Source organism: Bradyrhizobium sp. S3.7.6, assembly GCF_054061875.1.
On sequence record NZ_JBSSEQ010000001.1, the window covers coordinates 6,989,297 to 7,010,990 of the forward strand.

General features: G+C 65.0%; 21 protein-coding genes. 8 read left to right on the forward strand and 13 right to left on the reverse strand.

Annotation, left to right across the window (positions count from 1 at the left end):
* Nucleotides 1-130: 130 nt before the first annotated feature.
* From ACVJ5M_RS34105 to ACVJ5M_RS34125, 5 genes are all read left to right on the forward strand, one after another.
* A complete protein-coding gene (locus ACVJ5M_RS34105; protein ID WP_063984503.1) occupies nt 131-622 on the forward strand; it encodes a (2Fe-2S)-binding protein in 492 nt (163 codons plus the stop codon).
* On the forward strand, nt 619-1,635 hold the full coding sequence (locus tag ACVJ5M_RS34110) for an FAD binding domain-containing protein (RefSeq protein WP_231144477.1): 1,017 nt from the start codon (nt 619-621) through the stop codon (nt 1,633-1,635). Before ACVJ5M_RS34105 ends, ACVJ5M_RS34110 begins: the two co-directional genes overlap by 4 nt.
* Nucleotides 1,636-1,642: 7 nt before the next feature.
* The gene (locus tag ACVJ5M_RS34115; protein ID WP_063984505.1) at nt 1,643-3,847 is read left to right on the forward strand and encodes a xanthine dehydrogenase family protein molybdopterin-binding subunit; all 2,205 of its coding nucleotides are present in this window, start codon (nt 1,643-1,645) and stop codon (nt 3,845-3,847) included.
* A gap of 97 nt (nt 3,848-3,944) precedes the next feature.
* On the forward strand, nt 3,945-6,302 hold the full coding sequence (locus ACVJ5M_RS34120; protein WP_283018566.1) for an Orn/Lys/Arg family decarboxylase: 2,358 nt from the start codon (nt 3,945-3,947) through the stop codon (nt 6,300-6,302).
* 6 nt (nt 6,303-6,308) lie between these two features.
* The gene (locus ACVJ5M_RS34125; RefSeq protein ID WP_014496638.1) at nt 6,309-6,887 is read left to right on the forward strand and encodes a GNAT family N-acetyltransferase; all 579 of its coding nucleotides are present in this window, start codon (nt 6,309-6,311) and stop codon (nt 6,885-6,887) included.
* Between the two features lie 3 nt (nt 6,888-6,890).
* Here the strand turns inward: ACVJ5M_RS34125 and ACVJ5M_RS34130 are convergent, their stop codons facing one another.
* From ACVJ5M_RS34130 to ACVJ5M_RS34140, 3 genes are all read right to left on the reverse strand, one after another.
* Nucleotides 6,891-7,103, reverse strand: coding sequence for a hypothetical protein (locus ACVJ5M_RS34130; protein ID WP_028150282.1), 213 nt, complete (start codon nt 7,101-7,103; stop codon nt 6,891-6,893).
* 140 nt (nt 7,104-7,243) lie between these two features.
* Complete coding sequence (locus ACVJ5M_RS34135) at nt 7,244-7,693, reverse strand: flagellar basal body rod protein FlgC (protein ID WP_063984506.1); 450 nt, start codon at nt 7,691-7,693, stop codon at nt 7,244-7,246.
* A 117-nt stretch (nt 7,694-7,810) separates the two neighbouring features.
* Entirely contained in the window at nt 7,811-8,860 is a 1,050-nt protein-coding gene (locus ACVJ5M_RS34140; RefSeq protein WP_063984507.1) for a hydroxyacid dehydrogenase, read from the reverse strand.
* 244 nt (nt 8,861-9,104) lie between these two features.
* Between ACVJ5M_RS34140 and ACVJ5M_RS34145 the strand changes: the two genes are divergently transcribed.
* The 3 genes from ACVJ5M_RS34145 to ACVJ5M_RS34155 all read left to right on the forward strand — a co-directional run bounded on the left by ACVJ5M_RS34145 (nt 9,105) and on the right by ACVJ5M_RS34155 (nt 10,731).
* Entirely contained in the window at nt 9,105-9,671 is a 567-nt protein-coding gene (locus tag ACVJ5M_RS34145) for a decarboxylase (protein WP_354099357.1), read from the forward strand.
* A gap of 11 nt (nt 9,672-9,682) precedes the next feature.
* Nucleotides 9,683-10,291: a thiamine pyrophosphate-dependent enzyme gene (locus ACVJ5M_RS34150; RefSeq protein WP_063984508.1), complete on the forward strand. Its 609-nt coding sequence runs from the start codon at nt 9,683-9,685 to the stop codon at nt 10,289-10,291.
* A 77-nt stretch (nt 10,292-10,368) separates the two neighbouring features.
* Entirely contained in the window at nt 10,369-10,731 is a 363-nt protein-coding gene (locus ACVJ5M_RS34155; protein WP_063984509.1) for a VanZ family protein, read from the forward strand.
* A gap of 60 nt (nt 10,732-10,791) precedes the next feature.
* On the opposite strand, the gene ACVJ5M_RS34160 is transcribed toward ACVJ5M_RS34155, so the two are convergent.
* The 10 genes from ACVJ5M_RS34160 to ACVJ5M_RS34205 form a co-directional block, all read right to left on the reverse strand.
* Entirely contained in the window at nt 10,792-11,175 is a 384-nt protein-coding gene (locus ACVJ5M_RS34160; protein ID WP_063984510.1) for a DUF1236 domain-containing protein, read from the reverse strand.
* Nucleotides 11,176-11,287: 112 nt separating this feature from the next.
* The gene (locus ACVJ5M_RS34165; RefSeq protein ID WP_063984511.1) at nt 11,288-12,175 is read right to left on the reverse strand and encodes a 2-hydroxy-3-oxopropionate reductase; all 888 of its coding nucleotides are present in this window, start codon (nt 12,173-12,175) and stop codon (nt 11,288-11,290) included.
* A gap of 12 nt (nt 12,176-12,187) precedes the next feature.
* Nucleotides 12,188-12,973 (reverse strand): hydroxypyruvate isomerase, encoded by a 786-nt coding sequence (gene hyi / locus ACVJ5M_RS34170; RefSeq protein WP_063984512.1) that lies wholly within the window; start codon nt 12,971-12,973, stop codon nt 12,188-12,190.
* A gap of 11 nt (nt 12,974-12,984) precedes the next feature.
* A complete protein-coding gene (gene gcl, locus ACVJ5M_RS34175) occupies nt 12,985-14,775 on the reverse strand; it encodes a glyoxylate carboligase (protein ID WP_063984513.1) in 1,791 nt (596 codons plus the stop codon).
* Between the two features lie 152 nt (nt 14,776-14,927).
* A complete protein-coding gene (locus ACVJ5M_RS34180) occupies nt 14,928-16,730 on the reverse strand; it encodes an adenine deaminase C-terminal domain-containing protein (protein ID WP_063984514.1) in 1,803 nt (600 codons plus the stop codon).
* Between the two features lie 85 nt (nt 16,731-16,815).
* A complete protein-coding gene (locus tag ACVJ5M_RS34185) occupies nt 16,816-17,616 on the reverse strand; it encodes an NYN domain-containing protein (protein ID WP_028150272.1) in 801 nt (266 codons plus the stop codon).
* A 54-nt stretch (nt 17,617-17,670) separates the two neighbouring features.
* Nucleotides 17,671-19,170, reverse strand: a complete 1,500-nt coding sequence (locus tag ACVJ5M_RS34190; protein WP_063984515.1) for a tripartite tricarboxylate transporter permease — start codon at nt 19,168-19,170, stop codon at nt 17,671-17,673.
* Nucleotides 19,170-19,652 carry a tripartite tricarboxylate transporter TctB family protein gene (locus ACVJ5M_RS34195; RefSeq protein ID WP_063984516.1) on the reverse strand — a complete coding sequence of 161 codons (483 nt, stop codon included), beginning with the start codon at nt 19,650-19,652 and terminating at the stop codon, nt 19,170-19,172. The genes ACVJ5M_RS34190 and ACVJ5M_RS34195 overlap by 1 nt, the downstream gene beginning before the upstream one ends.
* Nucleotides 19,649-20,617, reverse strand: coding sequence for a Bug family tripartite tricarboxylate transporter substrate binding protein (locus tag ACVJ5M_RS34200; protein ID WP_063986542.1), 969 nt, complete (start codon nt 20,615-20,617; stop codon nt 19,649-19,651). The genes ACVJ5M_RS34195 and ACVJ5M_RS34200 overlap by 4 nt, the downstream gene beginning before the upstream one ends.
* Before the next feature lie 113 nt (nt 20,618-20,730).
* On the reverse strand, nt 20,731-21,573 hold the full coding sequence (locus ACVJ5M_RS34205) for an IclR family transcriptional regulator (protein ID WP_063984517.1): 843 nt from the start codon (nt 21,571-21,573) through the stop codon (nt 20,731-20,733).
* Between the last annotated feature and the right edge of the window lie 121 nt (nt 21,574-21,694).

A 21,694-nucleotide genomic window follows, 5' to 3' on the forward strand; every position in this document is an offset into this window, starting at 1 on the left:
GCGCCATAATTCCCGGCAGGGAACCAAGCGGCCGGTTGTAAGTTGGACGCCATTGGCAAGCGGAGGCGACGGTGCCTCCGCGTCAGTTCGGCTGACGTCTCGGCTCGGTCGCCGTCGCAGGGAGCAGGACATGAGCGATGTCACGCACGAGATTCCCGAACGCATTCCAGTTCATATCGTCGTCAATGGCGTCGGCCACACGCTCGATCTCGTGCCCTGGACCACGCTTCTGGATGCCCTGCGTGACCATCTTGCGCTGACCGGCACCAAGAAAGGCTGCGATCACGGCCAATGCGGCGCCTGCACCGTGCTGGTTGACGGTCGGCGCGTCAATTCCTGCCTGACGCTCGCCGTCATGAAGGACGGCGCCGAGATCACGACGATCGAAGGCCTTGCCAAGGACGGAACGCTTCATCCTGTGCAGCAGGCGTTCATCGACCACGACGCCTTTCAGTGCGGCTATTGCACGCCGGGACAGATTTGCTCGGCCGCGGGCCTTCTGGCCGAAGGCCGCGCCCGGGATGCCGACGAGATCAGAGAGCTGATGAGCGGAAATCTCTGCCGTTGCGGCGCCTATCCGAACATCGTCGCTGCGATCCAGCAGGCAATGGGCCGGCCATGAACAACTTCCAATATTCCCGCGCCACCGACATCGCCGATGCGATCCGCTTGCTGGCCGCCGATCCCGGCGCCAAGCTGATTGCCGGCGGCACCAATCTGATCGACCTGATGAAAGAAAATGTCGAGCGGCCCTCCCGGCTGATCGACATCTCCCGCCTGCCGCTCCGCGACATCGAGGAGACGGCCGACGGAGGCCTGCGCATCGGCGCCTTGGTACCGAATTCAGACCTCGCTTACCATCCGCTTGTCGAGCAGCGTTATCCCCTGCTCGCCGCCGCCATCCTCGCCGGCGCTTCCGCTCAATTGCGCAATATGGCCTCCGTTGGCGGCAACCTGATGCAGCGCACGCGCTGCGCCTACTTTTATGACACGGCGACGCCCTGCAACAAGCGAGAGCCCGGCAGCGGCTGCTCGGCAATCGACGGCCTCAACCGCAACCACGCAATCCTCGGTACGAGCGCGTCCTGCATCGCGACCAACCCGTCCGACATGAGCGTAGCACTTGCCGCGCTCGGTGCGCTCGTGCACATCGCAGGTCCCTCCGGCCGGCGCACAATCGCATTGACCGATTTCCATCGGCTCCCGGAGGACAAGCCCCATGTCGACACAAATCTCGGCACCGGCGAGATCATCGCGGCCGTCGAACTTCCCAAGCATGGCTTTGCCCGTAACTACAGCTATCTGAAAATCCGCGACCGGCTGTCCTATGCTTTTGCTTTGGTCTCGGTCGCGGCCGCGCTCGAACTGGATGGCAACGCGATCAGCGAAGCCCGCCTGGCGCTCGGCGGCGTGGCTCACAAGCCCTGGCGCAGCCTTGAGGTCGAAGCGGCGTTGCGCGGCCAGGCAGCGACGCCGGACCACTTCTCGCGCGCGGCCGATCTGCTGCTGCACGGGGCAACGGCCCGCGCACATAACCGCTTCAAGATCGAGCTCGCACGCCGCGCCATCGTGCGTACGCTGATACAGGCCGCGAGCGCCACGCCACAATCACAGGCTCACAAGAAAATCGCGTGAGGGACCGATGAACGCCTATGTCGGAACGCCAACGTCCCGCGTCGATGGCCGCGCCAAGGTCACCGGAGCCGCCAAATATGCCGGCGAATTCCCGGCAGACGGCCTCCTCCATGGCTTCGTTGTCGAGGCCACGATTCCGCGCGGACGTATCGCTCGCCTCGACGCCAGCGACGCGCTGCAAGTGAAGGGCGTGGTCGACGTGCTCACGCATGCGCATCGTCCGCCCCTCGCCGACAATGACGATGCCTGGAAGGACGAGGTGGCGCCGGAGAAAGGCTCGCCCTTCCGCCCGCTCTATGACGACAGGATCTGGTTCAACGGCCAGCCCATCGCGCTCGTCGTGGCGGATGACTGGGAAACCGCTAAATTCGCTGCGACCCGCGTGCGCGTTGAATACGACCGGGAGGCATTTGCAACCGATCTCGAATCCGAACATGGCAAAGCCGGCAAAGTGGATCGGCCGCACAGGCCGCGCGGCGACGCCGCCGCGGCGCTGGCTGGGGCCGCTGTGCGGCACCAGGCGGATTATGTCCTGCCGACCGAGCACCATAACCCGATGGAGCTCTATGCGACCACGGTGGTCCGCGACGGCAGCGGCAGGCTTACCGTCTATGACAAGACGCAAGGTGTCCAGAACGTCCACAAATATCTATGCAGTGTGTTCAACAAGAGGCACGATGATCTCCGCGTGGTCTCGCCCTATGTCGGCGGTGCCTTCGGCTCCGGATTGCGGCCGCAATACCAGGTGGTGCTGGCGACGCTTGCCGCGCTCGAACTCAAGCGATCCGTCCGTGTCGTGCTGACACGGCAGCAGATGTACGGGCTCGGCTACCGGCCGATGACCATTGAGCGTGTCGCGCTCGGCGCAAGGCCCGACGGCACGCTCGATGCCGTCACGCACGAGGCCACTGCCGTGACTTCGCGCTACGAGGATTTTTCGCGCAATGACACCGGCTGGGCGGAACAGCTGTACAAGAGCCCGAACAGCCTCTTCTCCCACAAGCTCGTCGATCTCGACCTCTCCACACCCTGCGACATGCGCGCACCCGGCGCCGCCTCCGGCGTCTGCGCGCTCGAATGCGCCATGGACGAATTGGCCGTCGCGCTCAAGCTCGATCCGATCGAGCTGCGATTGAAGTGCTATTCGGACCGCGACCAGAGCGAAGACCTGCCCTACACCAGCAAGCAGCTGCGCGAATGCTACGCCCGCGGCGCGGAAGCGTTCGGCTGGGGCCGGCGCAATCCTGCGCCGCGCTCCACGCGCGACGGCAAGGAGCTGGTCGGCTGGGGCATGGCGACGGGGGTGTGGGAGGCGCTTCAGATGCCGGCCGCCGTCCGCATCGTGCTGACGTCGAACGGCCATGCCGAAGTATCCTGCGCCGCCTCCGATATCGGCACCGGCACCTACACCATCGTGGCACAGGTGGCCGCCGACGCCCTCGGGCTGCCGATCGAGAATATCGACGTGAAGCTTGCCGACTCGACCTTGCCGCAGGCCCCTGTCGAAGGCGGTTCCTGGATGGCGGCGTCGGCCGCGCACGCCGTGCTGGGCGCGGCCGAAGACATTCGCCAGGAGCTCGCACGGCTCGCCAAGGCGATGCCCGCCTCGCCCCTCGGCGGCGTCGATGCGCCCGACGTGATCCTTGTCGACGGCACGATCGCCAAGGCCGGCGACAAGGCTTGTGCCGTCTCGATCGCCGATGCGATGCGCCACGGCAAGCTCGAGCGGATCGAGAAGCAGAAGCTCAATCATTTCGCGCAGGACAAGTCGCACGCGCGCAACACCCATTCGGCGGTCTTCGCCGAGGTCAAGGTTGACGAAGAACTAGGCGTCATCCGCGTCACGCGCGTCGTGAGCGCGGTCGCAGCCGGACGGATCCTCAATACCAAGACCGGCCGCAGCCAGATCATGGGCGGCGTGGTCTGGGGCATCGGAATGGCACTGCACGAGGAGACGGTGATGGATCACCGCTTCGGCCGGATCATGAACGCGAACATCGCCGAGTACCACATTCCCGTGAATGCCGACGTTCACGACATCGACGTCATCTTCGTCGACGAACCCGACGACCGGATCAACAAGCTGGGCGTCAAGGGCATCGGTGAAATCGGCATCGTCGGCGTGCCTGCGGCAATCGCGAACGCAGTCTATCACGCCACCGGTAAGCGCATCCGGCGCTTCCCGATCACGCTGGACAAGTTGCTGGATTGATCGCCCGTCACACGATCCCCGCTGGATCGGGCGATTGTCATAGAACTGTCATCGAAAGTGCAGAGACCTGCCAGTCTCTGTAGATTCGGGACACACCATGGATTATTTCAAGCGCTTCAACTTCCTGTTCGCCGCACCTGTGTTCGACGCCGACGATCTGGAAGGCATCCGCTTCAACCAGATTATCGAGGAGATCCAGCGCTCCGGCTTCGAGGTCGTGAGGGCCCGCAGACTGGAGGACGCGGAGATCGCGGTACAGACCGACGCCGCGATCGGCTGCATGGTGGTGGACTGGGGCAAGAAGGGCCTCGAGGGGAAGACCTCGGCGCTGATCAACCTGATGCGGCGCCGCGGCCTCGACTTCCCGATCATCCTCCTGATCCGGCGCAAGCGCTTCGAGGATTTGCCGGTCGAGGTGCTCGACTTCATCGACGGCTATGTCTTCCTCTCCGAGGAGACGCCGACCTTCATCGCCAAGAATTTGATCAGCCGGCTCAAGCAATATGCCGAGACGCTGAAGACGCCGTTCTTCGGCGCGCTGGTCGACTACGCCGAGGAAGGCAACCAGCTCTGGACCTGTCCGGGTCACAATGGCGGCGTGTTCTACAACCGCAGTCCGATCGGCCGGGTCTTCGTCGAGCATCTCGGCGAATCCGTGTTCCGCGACGACCTCGACAATTCCGTGCTCGACCTCGGCGACCTCCTCACCCATGAGGGTCCCGCGCTGAGGGCGCAGAAGGAAGCCGCCCAGATTTTTGGTGCGGAAAAGACCTATTTCGTGCTCAACGGCACCTCGACCTCGAACAAGGTCGCGCTCGGCGCCCTCGTCACCGACGGCGACCTCGTGCTGTTCGACCGCAACAATCACAAGGCCGCCCATCACGGCGCGCTGATGATCAATGGCGGCATCCCGATCTACGTGCCGACCATCCGCAATGCCTGGGGCCTGATCGGCCCGATGCGCTGGGACATGCTCGACGAAAAGGCCCTGCGCGAGGCGATCCGGAACCATCCGCTGGTGACGGACAAGGACGCCTGGCGCAAGGAGCGGCCGTTCCGCGTCGCCGTCGTCGAGCAGTGCACCTATGACGGCTCGATCCACAGCGCCGAGATGATCCTGAAGCGCATCGGCCATCTCTGCGAATACATCCTGTTCGACGAGGCCTGGGCCGGCTTCATGAAGTTCCACCCGCTCTATGCCGGCCGCTTTGCCATGGGGCTGGCGAACCTTTCTCCCGAAGCGCCCGGCATCATCGCGACGCAATCCACCCACAAGCAGCTCGCAAGCTTCTCGCAGGCCTCCCAAATCCACATCAAGGACCGCCATATCCGCGGCCAGAAGCGGCGCGTCGAACACCGCCGCTTCAACGAGAGCTTCATGCAGCACGCCTCGACCTCGCCGTTCTACCCGCTGTTCGCCTCCCTCGACGTCGGCGCGCAGATGATGAAGGGCCGCTCGGGCGAGGTGCTGTGGGACGACACGATCCGGCTCGGCATCGAGCTGCGCAAGAAGATCCGCGCCATGCGCCGGGAGTTCGAGGAGAAGGAGCAAAATCCGGATCGCCGCTGGTTCTTCGAGCCCTTTGTTCCCGATCGCGTCACCATTCCCGACGTCAGCCGCCCCGGCGCCGCGCACAACGTCGCCTGGGAGACCCTCTCCACCGACGAGCTCGCCACCAACCCCGCGCTGTGGCAGCTCTCGCCGGATACCAACTGGCACGGCTTCCCGGACCTTGCGGAAGGCTTTGCCATGACCGACCCGAACAAGCTGACGCTGCTGACGCCCGGCTTCGATCGCACCACCGGCGCCTATGCCGAGCACGGCATTCCCGCGCCTGTGGTCGCGCAGTATTTGCGCGAAAACCGCATCGTCCCTGAGAAGAACGACCTCAACTCCCTGCTCTTCCTGCTCACCCCCGGCGTCGAGGCGAGCAAGGCCGGCACGCTGATCTCCGGGCTTGTCGCATTCAAAAGGCTGCATGACGACAACGCGTTGCTGGCCGACGTCATCCCCGAATTTTACCAGCGGCGTCAGGCGCGCTATGCCGGTGTGCGGCTGCGCGATCTCTGCGGCGAGATGCACCGCTTCTTCCGCGCCGCCGATGTCAGCGCCCTCCAGGCCCGGCAGTTCATGCCCGAGCACATGCCCGAGATCGCGATGTCGCCCCGCGATGCCGCGCGCTATCTGTTCAAGAACGACGTCGACTATTTGCCGATCGAGGCGATCGCGGGCCGCATCGCCACCACGCCCTTCGTGGTCTACCCGCCCGGCATCGCCACCATCGTGCCCGGCGAACGGCTGACGGAGCGGGCCAAGCCCATGGTGGATTATCTCAAGATGTTCGAAACCTGCTTCAACACGTTCCCGGGGTTCGATGTGGAAATCCAAGGCGTCTACAAGGAGATCGATGCACAGGGCCGCATCGGCCTCTATACTTACGTCGTTGCCGAGTAGGTGCCGATGAACGAAACAGCGATTGCGCGTACAGATGACGAACCGGTTCTGGTCCGCCCCTCACGGGAGAGCGATGTCGAGGCGATGCTGGCGATCTACCGCCATCACGTCCGCAATGGGGTGCCGCGCGATGTCGAGGGAACCGGCGCGCCCGAACCGGACGATCTGCGCGACCGCCGCAAGAACCTGAAGCAGACCCGCCTGCCGCATCTGGTCGCGACCTATCGCGGCGAGGTGGTCGGCTATGCCTATGCCGTGCTGTTCCGCAAGCGCCCGGCCTACCGCTACACCGCCAAGCACTCGATCTACGTCCACCACGAGCATCTTGGTCGCGGCGTCGGACGGCTGCTGCTCCAGGGAATGATCGATGCGTGCGCGGCGGCCGGCTTCCGCCAGATGATCGGCTATATCGATGCCGACAACGCGCCCTCGCTGGCGCTGCACGAAAAATTCGGCTTCGCGCGCGCCGGCCTGCTCTGCGGCGTCGCCTATCGCCACGGCCGCTGGTCGGACACCGTCATGGTGCAGCGATCGCTCGGCGCGGGCGTCACCGCTCCGCCGACGCTACCGGCACCGGGCCGTTAAACCTTACGAGGGAAAGTCAGCCGGCTTGACCTGGATCCGGTCGGCATGCAGCGACCAGTGATGCAGCGCCTGGTCCTTGCAAAACCGCGCCTTCGCCCGCTCCCTTGCTTCGTCCTCGTCGGTGGCGTCGATTTCGAGCGTGCCCTGGCAAACCTCGATCTGCCGGCCGTACTGGCCGAGCACGTCCTTCATGAACCTGACGACATAAGTTGACATGGGACCTCCTGCCTGCGCCAGCGTGCCCCGGCGGCACTTTAATCCCATTTAGCCTGAACCGGGAAAGGAGATTTTGACGCGGATCAAGATCGGTGACGGTTCCCGTCGCCAACGCAGGCGTCGATACAATCCGTCAGCGATCACGTCTTGATATCGAGGAGGGTCTGTTCTGTCTCGGCGTAGGCTTGAATGACCTTCGCATTGGCGATGAAGCTGTACTTGGCGGCCGCCATTTGAACGAACTCGCTGGCGAGATCGACGTTCGGCGCGGCGACCAGGCCGTCCTCGTTTGCGAAGGGAGCGCTGGGGTCGGATTGTGCGGCATAGCTCGGCGAAACCGTCGACACGGTCGCGACCGTACCGCCTGGCGTCGAGCCGCTCGATTGGGAGACCTGATCGACGCGCAACGGCACATAGGCCGCTGGAAATGTCGGGCCAATGCTCGAGCCGCCCGCACCGGCCGATGTGCTCGATCCGCTTGAAGCGGGTAGCGGGCCGGTCGTGCGCACATTGGCGATGTTGCTCGCGGCCACGTTCACACGCAAACTCGCCGCGGAAAGTCCTGATGTCGCAATCGAAAATATGCTCATGGACTTTCAACTACAGGACAAGTGATACGCGTTCATTCACGCCATCAGTAAAATCCGCAGCTTTCTATTTGCATCCTCGTAACCAACGATCGGAGCGCGATCGGGGTTCGCACGTTCCTACCCCGGCGTCACGCCGAACGCCTGCTTGAAGCGCTCGGCGTAGCGCGGCCAGACCTCGGGATTGATGATGCGCGGCGGGCGTTTGCCGTCGAGCGTGTCCAGCACCTGCTCGGCGGCGATGCGGCCCATGTTCTGGCGCGCCTCGATCGTCACGCCTGCGGTGTGCGGGCTCGCCAGCACGTTGTCGAACTGGAGCAGCGGATGCTCGGGCGGCGGCGGCTCCTTCGACCAGACGTCGAGGCCGGCACCGGCAATGCGCTTGTCGCGGAGCGCCTGGAGCAGCGCATCCTCGTCGTGGATGAAGCCGCGCGCCGTGGTGATGAAATAGGCGTGCGGCTGCATCAGCGCGAATTCGCGCGTGCTGATCATGTTGCGGCTTTTCTTGTCGAGCGGACAGGAGATCGAGACGAAATCGGCGCGGCGCAGCAGCTCGTCGAGCTCGACCTTCTCCCCGCCCCGCTCGGCCATCACCTCGGCCGACAAATACGGGTCATAGGCCAGCACCGTCATGCCGAGCAGGCCCTTGCACAGCGCGGCAATGCGGCGGCCGACATTGCCGAGGCCGATGATGCCCACGGTCTTGTGCTCGACCTCGTTGCCGACGAGCTCGTTGCGGTTGACGTTGGCCTCCCTGCGGAGCTTGCGGTCGGACTGGATGATGCGCTTGGACAGCGTCAGCATCATCGCCAGCGCATGCTCGGCGACGGAATGCGCGTTGCCACCGGACTGGTTGACGACCAGCACGCCCGCATCGGTGCAGGCCTCGACGTCGACAGGGTCGAAGCCCGCGCCATTGCTGGAGACCAGCAACAGGTTCGGCGTGCGCTTCAGGAAGGCGGCATCGACATGGAAATGCGGAGCAAGCTCGTCGCGGGCGGCGCCGATCTGGTAAACATGCGCCGCGTTCAGGATCGGGGCGTAGAAATCTTCGGGGCTCTCGTTCTCGATGCGATCGAGCCGGACGTCGGACCGCGCCTTCAGGATGTCGATATAGATCGGATTGGCCAGGTATTTGACGTAGAAGACGCGCTTGCTATTGACGGACATCAGGACCCTTCCGGCTCTCTCAAGGAGACCCGCAAGGCCAGCGCACCCCGCGCTCCGTCCATGCGTTCCTCCCGTTTTTGCATTATCGCCGCTTATGACATGGCGGTGCCGGCCACGGCAGGCCGTCTGGCGCAGATCACGGTGCTGGCCCGGACATGTTGACAATCCCGCTGCCTGCGTCAAGTTCGGCAGACCGCCGCGACGACCAGAACCAAGAAGCATGCGCGGCTCAAGGGAGAACGCAATGGCGCTTGCGGAACAGCAGACCTCGCCCCAGGCGGCACAAGGCGTCAGCGACAGGAGCTGGCACGGCATCGTCCTGCAGACCCTGAAGCGGAACGAGATCAGCCTGATCCCTTACGTGCCCGACCGCGTGCTGACGCCGCTGATCAAGAACCTGCACGCCGACCCCTTCTTCACCACCTTTGCCACCGCCCGCGAGGAAGAGGCCGTCGGCATCGTCTCCGGCGCCTGGATGGGCGGACGGCGCGGCGCGGTGCTGATGCAGACCTCCGGCTTCGCCACGCTCGCCAACGTGCTGGCCTCGCTCGCGGTGCCCTACCAGATCCCGCTGATCATGTTCGTCTCCGAGCGCGGCACGCTTGGCGAGTTCAATTACGGGCAATCGCTGGTCTGCCGGACCATGCGCCCGGTGCTGGATTCACTCGCGCTGGAGCACCACACCATCACCCGGCTCGACGAGCTCGAATTCATCGCCGACCGCTCGATCAAGCAGGCCGTGACCACGCAGGCGCCGGTGGCGCTGATCCTCAACCCGCTGCTCACCGGCGGCAAGGTTTTCGACAAGTGAGGCCGGCCAGAATGAGCACAGATTTGGACAACCGCAACACCAAGGTCATGAACCGCTTCGATGTCACCTCGCGCCTGATCGCCAGGCTCAAGCACGAGGAAGCGGTGATCGGCGGCATCGGCAACACCAATTTCGATCTCTGGGCCGCCGGCCATCGCCCGCAGAACTTCTACATGCTCGGCAGCATGGGGCTGGCTTTCCCGATCGCATTAGGCGTCGCGCTGGCCCAGCCCGATCGCCGAGTCTTCGCGCTCGAAGGCGACGGCTCGCTGCTGATGCAGCTCGGCGCGCTCGCGACGATTGCGGCGTTGAGGCCGAAGAACCTCATCATGATCGTGATGGACAACGGCATCTACCAGATCACCGGTGCGCAGCCGACGCCGGCCGCGAGTGTGGCTGACATCGTCGCGATCGCCTCCGGCTCGGGACTTGCCAACAGCGCCTGGGCCGCGGACGAGGAGGATTTCGAGCGGCTGGTCGACGAGGCCCTGTCCGCCTCCGAGCCGAGCCTGATCGCGGTCCGCATCGACGACAAGCCGGGCGTGGGTACCACCCGCAGGGATCCCGTTCAGATCCGGGAACGCTTCATGCACGGCCTCGGCGTGCGCGAGCCACTTTAACGTTTCGTCATTAACTACACGGCGATCTGATCCCTGCCCCGCAACAGGCCGTTGCAAATCCGTGCTATCGGCACCGGATGCCCATTTTTATTCGCTTTTTTGCCTGGCTGCTCGCGGCCGCCGTCACTTTCGCAACCCTCGGCCCGCCCGGCCTGCGGCCCCATTCCGATCTCGGCCAGGACGGCGAGCACGCCCTCGCCTTCATCCTGGTCGGACTGGCCTTCGGCCTCGCCTACCGGAATCGCCGCTGGGCTGTCGCGGCCGTCGCGGTGGTCCTGATCGGCGTGCTCGAGCTGATGCAGTTCTGGGCACCGGGACGGCATGCACGGCTGGACGATTTTCTTGTCGATGCCGGCACCGCCTGCATCGGCTTTGCGCTCGCCGCCGTCACCGATTGGATCATGGCGCGCTTCCGCGCCAATTCGGCCCTGACGAACTAGGGCCCCGCGGAGTGACGCTCCGCAGGGCCCGGCTCTTCAAAGCCTTCACGCTCTGATCGATCAGTCGATGATCTTGACGACGCGGCGCGTGCGCGGTTCGACGATGACGCGGCGATCGTTCACGACCGCGTAGCGATACTCGGTGTAGTTCGGCACGGGGCGCAGCACCACGGTCGGGGGCAGCGGCTCGCCGACGATGACGCGCTCGTGGATCACGACGGAATCGTCGCGCGGGATTCCGCCGAGCACGGCATTCGGAATTTCGAGACCGGCGCCGACGGCCGCACCAACGGTGCCGCCGACCATCGCGCCGATCGGTCCGCCGATGTCGCCACCCGCACGCGCGCCGTCCCTAGCGCCCTGTTCGGTCGTCGACTGGGCCAAGGCTGCACTCGACGCCAGCAGCGACACGGCAGCCAGCGAAATCGCAAGACGGGTCTTCATGTCCACACTCTCCAGTGATTGTTCTGCGCCTTCAACCGCGGGGTCGGACCATTGTTCCGGTTCCCGCACGACGAAAGACAGGCCAAATCTGGAGAGTGTTACTGCGTAACACTTACGCTGCGGCGATCTCGTGTCCCGCCATCAGTTCCAGTGCCCGCACCATCGCGGAATGATCCCAGGCCTTGCCGCCATGCGCGGCGCAGGACGAGAACAATTGCTGCGCCAATGCCGTGCTCGGCAGCGACAGGCCGAGCGCGCGCGCACCTTCCAGCGCGAGGTTGAGATCCTTCTGGTGCAGCTCGATGCGGAAACCCGGCTCGAAATTGCGCTTCACCATGCGCTCGCCATGCACTTCGAGAATCCGCGACGATGCAAAACCGCCCATCAACGCCTTGCGCACGAGAACGGGATTGGCCCCCGCCTTGGATGCGAACAGCAGCGCTTCGCTCACCGCCTCAATCGTCAGTGCGACGATGATCTGGTTGGCGACCTTCGTCGTCTGGCCATCGCCATTGGCGCCGACATGCGTGACGTTCTTGCCCATCTTGTCGAAGATCGCCTTCATGGTGCCAAAGGCCCGCTCCGGGCCGCCGACCATGATGGTGAGGCTCGCTGCTTTCGCCCCGACCTCCCCGCCCGACACCGGCGCGTCGAGATAGTCCGCGCCGAGCGCCTCGATCTTCTTCGCGAACTCCTTGGTCGCCAGCGGCGAGATCGAGCTCATGTCGACGACGATCTTGCCCTTGGAGATGCCGCTCGCGACGCCGTCCTTGCCGAACAGCACCGCCTCCACGTGCGGGGTGTCGGGCACCATGATGATGACCGCATCCGCCTCCTCCGCGACTTCCTTCGCCGATTTGCAGGCGATGCCGCCCGCGGAAATCAGCTCAGGCGCGACCGGCGCGACGTCATGCAGGAGCACGCGATGGCCCGCGGCCAGAAGGTGGCCGGCCATCGGCCGTCCCATGGTGCCAAGTCCGATGAAGCCGATGTCGATCATGTCTACGTTTCCTCAGGTCTCAAATGTCTGCGCGGCGTGCCAGGACAGGCCTTCCAGCGTCGTGGTGCGCGGCTTGTATTCGCAGCCGATCCAGCCGCGATAGCCGATCGCGTCGAGGTGGCGGAACAGGAAGGGGTAGTTGATCTCACCGGTGCCGGGCTCATGGCGACCGGGATTGTCGGCGAGCTGGATATGGGCGATCTGCGGGAGATATTCCTGCATGGTCCGGGCGAGATCGCCCTCCATGATCTGCATGTGGTAGATGTCGTACTGGATGAACAGATTGTTCGACCGCACCTCGGAGATCAGCTGAACCGCCTGCTCGGTGCCGTTGAGGTAGAAGCCGGGAATGTCGAGCGTGTTGATCGGCTCGACCAGGAGCTTGATGTTCTCGCGCGCCAGCGTCGAGGCGGCAAAGCGAAGGTTGCCAACCAGCGTTTCGTTGAGCTCGCGCGGGTCGGCATCGGCAGGCGCGATGCCGACGAGGCAGTTGAGCTGCTCGCAATCGAGCGCCTTGGCGTAGTCGATGGCCCGGAACACGCCGTCGCGAAATTCACTGACGCGATCGGGCAGGATCGCGATGCCGCGCTCGCCCGCTGCCCAGTTGCCCGCGGGAAGGTTGTGCAGCACCTGCGTCAGCCCGTGAGCTTCGAGCTGCTCGCGCAGCAGCGCCTTGTCGAAATCGTACGGGAAGAGATACTCGACCCCGGAGAAGCCCGCCGCTTTCGCCGCGGCAAAGCGGTCGGGAAACGGCATCTCGTTGAAGAGCATGGTGAGGTTGGCGGCAAATTTCGGCATGATGCTCTCCCCTATTCCGCCGGCTGCAGCACGCCGGGCCGCTTGGTCTCGACCTCGTCGAGCGGCAGATCCAGCACCTCCTCGAACTCGACGATGTTGTCGATCTCCGTGCCCATCGCGATGTTGGTGACGCGTTCGAGAATGAACTCGACCACGACGGGCACGCGGTGCTTCGCCATCAGTTCACGCGCGGTCGCAAACGCCGCCTGCGTATCCTTGGGATCGGTGACGCGGATCGCCTTGCAGCCGAGGCCTTCGGCGACCGCGACATGGTCGACGCCGTAGCCACCGAGCTCCGGTGCGTTGACGTTCTCGAAGGAGAGCTGGACGTGATAATCCATGTCGAAGCCGCGCTGGGCCTGGCGGATCAGGCCGAGATAGGAATTGTTCACGACGACGTGGATGTAGGGCAGATTGAACTGCGCGCCGACCGCGAGCTCCTCGATCAGGAACTGGAAGTCGTAATCGCCGGACAGCGCGACGATCTCGCGATCCGGGCATGCCGCACGCACCCCGAGCGCGGCAGGCAGCGTCCAGCCGAGCGGGCCGGCTTGCCCGGCATTGATCCAGTTGCGCGGCTTGTAGACGCCCAAGAACTGCGCGCCTGCGATCTGCGACAAGCCGATCACGGTGACATAGGTGGTGTCGCGGCCGAAGGCCTTGTTCATCTCCTCATAGACGCGCTGCGGCTTGATCGGGACGTTGTCGAAATGGCTCTTGCGCAGCATCGTCTTCTTGCGATCGCGGCAGGCCGCGGGCCACGCCTGGCGCTCGCGGAGCCTGCCTGACCGACGCCACTCCCTGGCGACGGTGACGAAGAGCTCGAGCGCGGCCTTGGCGTCCGAGACGATGCCGAGATCGGGATTGAAAACGCGCCCGATCTGGGTCGGCTCGATGTCGACATGCACGAAGGTGCGGCCCTTGGTGTAGGTCTCGACCGAGCCGGTGTGACGGTTGGCCCAGCGGTTGCCGATGCCGAGTACGAAGTCGGATTCCAGCATGGTCGCATTGCCATAGCGGTGGCTGGTCTGAAGGCCGACCATGCCGGCCATCAGCACGTGGTCGTCGGGGATCGCACCCCACGCCATCAGCGTCGGCACGACCGGCACGTTGGCGATCTCGGCGAATTCCACCAGCAGGTCCGAGGCGTCGGCGTTGATGATACCACCACCGGCGACGATCAGCGGGCGCTCGGCGGCATTGAGCATCTCCAGCGCCTTCTCGACCTGCTTGCGCGTCGCGGTGGGCTTGTAGACCGACAGCGGCTCATAGGTCTCGTCGTCGAACTCGATCTCGGCGACCTGCACGTCGAGCGGCATGTCGATCAGCACCGGACCCGGCCGGCCCGAGCGCATGATGTGAAAGGCCTGGCTGAACACACGCGGCACCAGCGCCGGCTCGCGCACGGTCACAGCCCATTTGGTCACGGGCTTTGCAATCGACTCGATGTCGACGGCCTGGAAGTCCTCCTTGTAGAGCCGTGCGCGCGGCGCCTGCCCGGTGATACAGAGGATCGGAATGGAATCGGCGATCGCCGAATATAGCCCGGTAATCATGTCGGTGCCGGCCGGACCCGACGTGCCGATGCAGACGCCGATATTGCCGGCCTTCGCCCGCGTATAGCCCTCGGCCATATGCGAGGCGCCCTCGACATGGCGCGCGAGAATGTGGCGGATCGACCCGCGCTTCTTCAGCGCCGAGTACAGCGGATTGATCGCGGCCCCGGGAACGCCGAAGGCAGTCGAGATGCCTTCCTTTTCCAGAATTCGCACGGCAGCATCGACGGCTCGCATCTTCGCCATATCGGACCTCGCTTGAGTTGCGTCAGCGAGTGCGATCATCAGGCGTGCAAGATGCGATCTCAACGAGATCGATTTTATTTTCCACGATGCGGCAGCCGCGGAAAAACCGTGGCGGTCTCAAACGGTTAGATCGACATCGGCGTGAAAGCCGCTCACTCGAACAGCGGCGCCAGCTCCATCTGCGGCACCAGCACGAGACCCTTGTCGGTGATGCGAATTTCCGGAATGACCGATAGCGGAATCAAATTGAAGCCCATGTAGGGGATGGTGCAGCCGGCTTCCGCCCATTCCTTCTTCAGCACCTTGACCGCTTCGGCGACCTCGGTGACCCGTCTGTCGGAGAGCAGGCCGGCGATCGGCAGCGGAACCAGCGCCCTCACCTTGCCGTCGGCGACGACGCAAACACCGCCCTGCTCCGCCTTGATGGCTGATATCGCCGCCTGCATGTCGCCCTCGTTGGTGCCGGCGACGATGATGTTGTGGCTGTCGTGCCCGACGCTGGAGGCGACCGCCCCGCGCTTCAGGCCGAAATCCTTCAGCACGCCGTAAGCGACATTGCCGGCCGACTTGCCGTGGCGCTCGACCACCGTGACGAAGCACAGGCCGTAGCGCTCAAACAGCGACGGCCAATCCTTTGTCGGCTCGATCGCGACCTTCTCATGGATCAGCGTAATGCCCGGCAGCGCGGTCTTGATGGCATTGACGGTACACGCCTTCGCCGGCAATTCCGGCGTCAGCTTGACCTTCTCCGGAAGCTTTACGGTCGCATAGGCCGCCTTCGGATATTGATAGCGTTGCGACAGCGCCTGATCGAGCCGCGGCGTAATCTTGCCGTGCTCGACCACCAGCTCGCCGCCATACCAGGTGCATTGCGGTCTGAGCTGATCGTCCATCAGCACGAGATCGGCGCGGCGGCCGCCGCCGAGCCCGCCGATATCGCCCTCCATGCCGAAGCGTGTGGCGCCATGCAGCGAGCCCATCGACCAGGCCTGTTCGGGCGACATGCCGGCCTTTACGGCCTCGCGCACCACCCAGTCGAGACCGAACAGCAGAAGATCGTCGGCATCACGGTCGTCGGTGCACACGGCCGTACGCTTGTGCGACGCACCGAGCTCGGTGATGGTGCGGATCGCCTGCGGCAGCGAGTGCCAGGGCGTGGTCGGCGGACCGCCGCGCAGAAAAACCCAGACGCCGGCGTCGAGCAGATCGTCGGCGATGTCGCGATCGATCGCCTCATGGGTGTCGGTGACGCCGGACGCCGCATAGGCCGCGACGAATTCACGGCCGTAAACGTGTCCGGACACCGGCCGTCCCCGCTTCAAGGCAGCGGCAAGGATGGCATGACTGCGCTCGTCGCCCATCGTGACAGGCACGAAATCCATCTTCTCGCCGAGCGCGACCGCTTCGGGCCAGCGGTCGAACAGGCCGGCGATCTTGTCCGGCGTGAGGTCGCCGCCCGCGGTCTCCAGTTCCGCCGACGTGGCCGGCACCGTGCTCGGCACCGTCAAAAAGATCGAGAGCGGCGCCTCGCGCGCGTCCTCCAGCATCGCCTCGACACCGGCGACATCCATGACGTTGCCGATCTCGTGGCTGTCGCAGAAGATCGTGGTGGTGCCGTTGAGGAGCGCAGCCTCGGCATAGGCGCAGGCCGTCACCATGGAGGATTCGATGTGGATGTGCGGATCGACCAGCCCCGGCGCGATGATGCCGCCGGCGGCGTCGTAAAGTGGCACCCCGCCCCAGACCTTCTTCGCCGCCCCGGCCGGTTTCACCGCTGCGACGCGGCCACCGGTGATCCAGACCTCCCGACCGGGATGGATGCGCTCGGAATAGGTCGAAAGCACCCGGGCCCCCGTGACCACGAGATCCGGTGCGACGCGCGCGGAGGCGACATCGGCCAGACACCGGGTCATCGAATGCAGCGGTGCGACGGCGAAGCGGGTAAGTCTGGTCATCGGGACCCTCGCGTGGCGTTACGGCCCAGCGATGGTTACGCCCTGCGCTATAGCGGGCAAGCGCAAATATAACGGCAGACCCTGCTTACGCCTTAGGCGCCGAACTGCCCGTCGTCCCCGCCCTTGCGGGCCTGCGCGGGTTCCGCCTTCTCGGCGGTGCGGCGGCAGCGGGCTTCACGCGAATTCGCATCGACCGGCCCTTTGGCTCATCGATCTCAAACGAATTCGTCTTGCGTACGAGGTCACTCAGCTTGCGGAACCCGAACGTTCTCGGATCGAAATCGGACGCCAGATTGGCGAGCTGCCGGCCGACTTCGCCGAGCGCGACCCAGCCGTCTTCGCTCTCCATCTGGGTGATGACCTTCTTGATGATGGGCGTGGCTGCATCGGGCGGCTGAAGCGACGTCGATCTTGAGGCGGCATCCTGGGTGGTCGCCGGGACGGAGACCAGGTTCTCGGTGTAGACGAACCTTCGGCAGGCCTGCCTGAAGCTCTCCGGCGTCTTCTGCTCGCCGAACCCGAACACGTCGACGCCCTGCTCACGGATGCGGGCGGCCAGACGGGTAAAGTCGCTGTCGGAGGAGACCAGGCAGAAGCCGTCGAACCGGCCGCTGTGAAGCAGGTCCATGGCGTCGATCACCAGGGTTATGTCGGAGGCATTCTTTCCCGTCGTATAGGCGAATTGCTGCTGCGGGATGATGGCGTGCTTCGACAGAATGTCGGCCCAGCCCCTGGACCGTGCATTGGAGAAGTCGCCATAGATGCGGCGGACGCTGGCCTCGCCGATCTTGGCAATCTCCTCGAACAGCCCATCCGCGATCTTCGCAGAGGCGTTGTCGGCATCGATCAGGACGGCGAGACGGGGCGAGCGAAGTTCCGACGGCATGGCGTTTCCTCAACGAGCTGGACGCAGCATTAGAGGACGCTCGCGCCGGGACGGCTAGTCCTCGTTCGCCTTGAAGCGCCCCATCCCCTTCAGCACGAACGGGGCCAGCAGCGCAACCAGCGCGATGCCGAGCAGCGTCGCCGAGATCGGGCTCTGGAGCAACGTCATGGGATCGCCGAGGCTGATCGCGAGCGCACGGCGCAGCTGGCTCTCGGCGATCGGACCGAGGATCAGGCCGACGACGACGGGCGCGATCGGAAAGTCGAACCGGCGCATCAGGAAACCGAGCACGCCGAAGCCGGCCAGCATCGACAATTCGACCACCGAGGGCTTTGCGGCGATGGTGCCCATGGTCGCGAACACGAGAATGCCGGCATAAAGCCAAGGCTGCGGGATCGCGAGCAACCGCACCCACAGTCCGACCAGCGGCAGATTGAGCACCAGCAACATGCAATTGGCGATGAAGAGACTGGCGATCAGGCCCCACACGAGGTCAGGCCGCTCGGCAAACAGTAGCGGCCCCGGGTTGAGGCCGTACTGCTGGAACCCCGCCAGCATCATCGCGGCCGTCGCCGAGGTCGGCAATCCCAGCGTGAGCAGCGGCACCAGCGTGCCGGCGGCGGAGGCGTTGTTGGCGGCCTCCGGTCCCGCGACGCCTTCGATCGCGCCCTTGCCGAATTCTTCCGGATGTTTTGTGAGCCGCTTCTCGGTGGAATAGGACAGAAAGGTCGGAATCTCCGCGCCGCCCGCGGGCAGCGCGCCGATCGGGAAGCCGAACATGGTGCCGCGCAGCCACGGCTTCCACGAGCGCCTCCAGTCTTCCTTGGTCATCCACAGCGAGCCGCGCACCGGCTCGAGCTTTTCCTCGGTGTGGTGGCGGCGCGATGCGACGTAGAGCGCCTCGCCCACCGCGAACAGACCGACCGCAAGCGTGGTCACCTCGACGCCGTCGAGCAGCTCGGGGACGCCGAAGGCAAGCCGCGCCTGCCCCGTCAGCTTGTCGATGCCGACGAGGCCGAGCGTCAGGCCGATGAACAAGCTGGTCAGGCCGCGGATCGGAGAATCGCCGAAGGTCGCCGACACAGTGACGAAGGCGACGCACATCAGCGCGAAATAGTCCTCGGGGCCGAAGCGCACGGCGAAATCGACCAGCCACGGCGCGAGGAACGCGAGCCCGATGGTGGCGATGGTGCCGGCGACGAAGGAGCCGATCGCGGATGTCGCAAGCGCCGGCCCGCCGCGGCCGGCCTTGGCCATCTTGTTGCCTTCGAGCGCGGTCGCCATCGAGGCACTCTCGCCGGGCGTGTTGATCAGGATCGCGGTGGTCGATCCGCCATACATGCCGCCATAATAGATGCCGGCAAACATGATCAGCGAGCCGCCGGGGTCGAGCTTGTAGGTCACCGGCAGCAGCAGCGCGACCGTCAGGGCCGGGCCGATGCCGGGTAGCACGCCGACGGCCGTACCGAGGAACACGCCGATCAGCGCATAGAGCAGGTTCATCGGCTGGACGGCGACCGCCATGCCGTGGGCCAGCGCGGCAAAGGTGTCCATCACAGCAGTCGCTCCAGCGGGCCGGTCGGAAGGCTCAGCGTCAACAGCCGGTCGAACGCGAGATAGATGAGGGTCGACATCACGAGGGCAATGATGCTGTCGACGAGGATGGCACGGCGCCCGAAAGCTGCCGACGTCGTCACGAACAGCGCTGACGTCGCCAGGATGAAGCCGCCGCCGAAGCCGATGATGGCAATGAGGAGCGCAAGGCCAACCAGGATCAGAATCACAGGCACGGGATCGGCGCTCTCGCGCACCGGCAGATTGCCGCGTAGCGCGTCGATGAAATTTCCGATCGCGAGCAGCCCAAGGCCGGTGGCGACCACGACCGGCATCGCCTCCGGTCCCATCCCGTACATCGCAGTGGATTGCAGCCCGCGCGCGTCCCAGACCAGCACCGCGGCGAGACCTGCGAGCAATACAGCGATGACGATGCCGGCGCGATCGACGCGCCGCGGCTGGGCGGGATCGCCTGAGGTCATGACTTGACCAGGCCGACCGATTTCAGCACGTCGGTGACGCGCACGGTTTCCTTCTTCAGGAAGTCGGCGAAGGCGTCGCCGCCGAGATAGGCATCCTCCCAGCCCTTCTGCTTGAGGATCTCCTTCCAGGCGTCCGACTTCACCATCTTCTCGACCGCATCGCTCAGCGTCTTGCGCTGCTCCGGCGTGATGCCGGGAGGCGCGACCACCGAACGCCAATTGGCGATCACGAGGTCGATGCCTTGCTCCCTAAAGGTCGGGATGTCGCTGCCCGCGATGCGCTTCTCCGAGGTCACGCCGATCGCGCGCAGCTTGCCGGACTTGATCTGCCCGTCATATTCGCTCAGCCCCGAAATGCCCGCGGTGACCTTGCCGCCGAGGATTGCCGCCAGCGATTCGCCGCCGCCGGAGAACGGGATGTAGTTGATCTTCTTCGCGTCGGCGCCGACTGCGCCCGCGAACAACGCGGCCATGACATGGTCGACGCCGCCGGCCGAGCCGCCGGCGAAGGTCACCTTGGCGATATCGGCTTTCACCGCGGCGGCGAGATCCTGCGCGGTCTTGATCGGCGAATTCGCCGGCACCACGATCACCTGGATTTCCTCGGTGAGGCGTGCGATCGGCGTCACCTGCTCGAGCGTGACAGGCGATTTGTTCATGGCGAGCGCGCCCACCATGACGAAGCCGTTGACCATCAGCTGGTTGCCATCGCCCTTGGCGCCGTTGACGAACTGCGCGATGCCGATGCTGCCGCCGGCGCCGGGAACGTTGGTGACCTGCACGCTGCGCGCGACGCCCGCGGCAACCAGCGCCTGCTGCATCGAGCGCGCGGTCTGGTCCCAGCCCCCGCCCGGGGCCGCCGGCGCCATCAGCTTGAGCTCCAGCGGCTGGGCGAAGGCCGGCGTAGCTGCCGCAAGGGTCAACGCGACGGCTGCGCCGACAAGGCGCGCGGGAAATTGAAACATGAGGGTATTCTCCGGGCTCGTGCGGACGTCGTTGATCGGTTGCCGCATTGTGTCGTTTGGTCGCATATCAGCCAAAACGGCCGATGCTGTCCAGCGACAGGCCCGGTTCCTTGTTAGCCAGACTTCGGCATCACCCCGCCGAGCGCGACGGTCAATTCGCCGGCGACTTCGCGCACGATTTGGCCGATTTCCGGCAATCTGTCGTCGGTCAGGCGGCTGGTCATGCCCGAGACGGAAATCGCCGCGAGCGGCTCGGCGCAGTCGTTGTAGACCACTGCGGCAATACAGCGCAGGCCCATACAAGCTTCTTCATCGTCGAGCGCAAAACCCTGCTTGCGGATCTTCTCGAGCTCCTTGAACAGATCGCCCGGCCGCACGATCGACTTCTCGGTCAGGCGAGGCATGCCGTGATGGCGGATGACCGCGCCGACGTCCTCGTCCGAATAAGTCGCGAGCACTGCCTTGCCGACGCCTGACGTCACCATGGCGACGCGGCCGCCGACCTGGGTCAGCGAGCGCATGATCTCGCGGCTCTCCATGCGGGTCAGCACGATGATGAACTCGTCGTCGACGACAGCGAGATTGGCGGTCTCGCGGGTGAGATCGCGCAGCTTGCGCAAGTAAGGAATCGCCTGCGTGGAGAAATTACGCCGCCGGGCAAAGCTCGCGCCGACCGTGAAGCTGCGCACGCCGACATGCCATTTGGACTGGGCGCGGTCGAACTGCACGAAGCGGCGGCTCTCCAGCGTCGCCAGCAGGCGGTGCACGGTCGAGGCCGACAGGCCGGTGCGCACGGCGAGGTCGCTGAGGCGGTAGCCTTCGTCGTCTTCGGCCAGCGTTTCGAGGATCGACAGCGCGCGGTCGACGGACTGCACGCCACCATCGCGCGCGTCGTGGTCGGCCTCCGATGGCGATCGAGGCTCGAGCGATTTGCGCCGGATCACGTTCTTGCTCATCGCGACCTGACCGTTCTCCCTCGCCCTATTCTTATTTCCCTCTCCCGCTTGCGGGGAGAGGGTCAGGGTGAGGGGGAGTCTCCGCAAGGACGGTGACAGTTAGACTCGGGGAGAGTCCCCT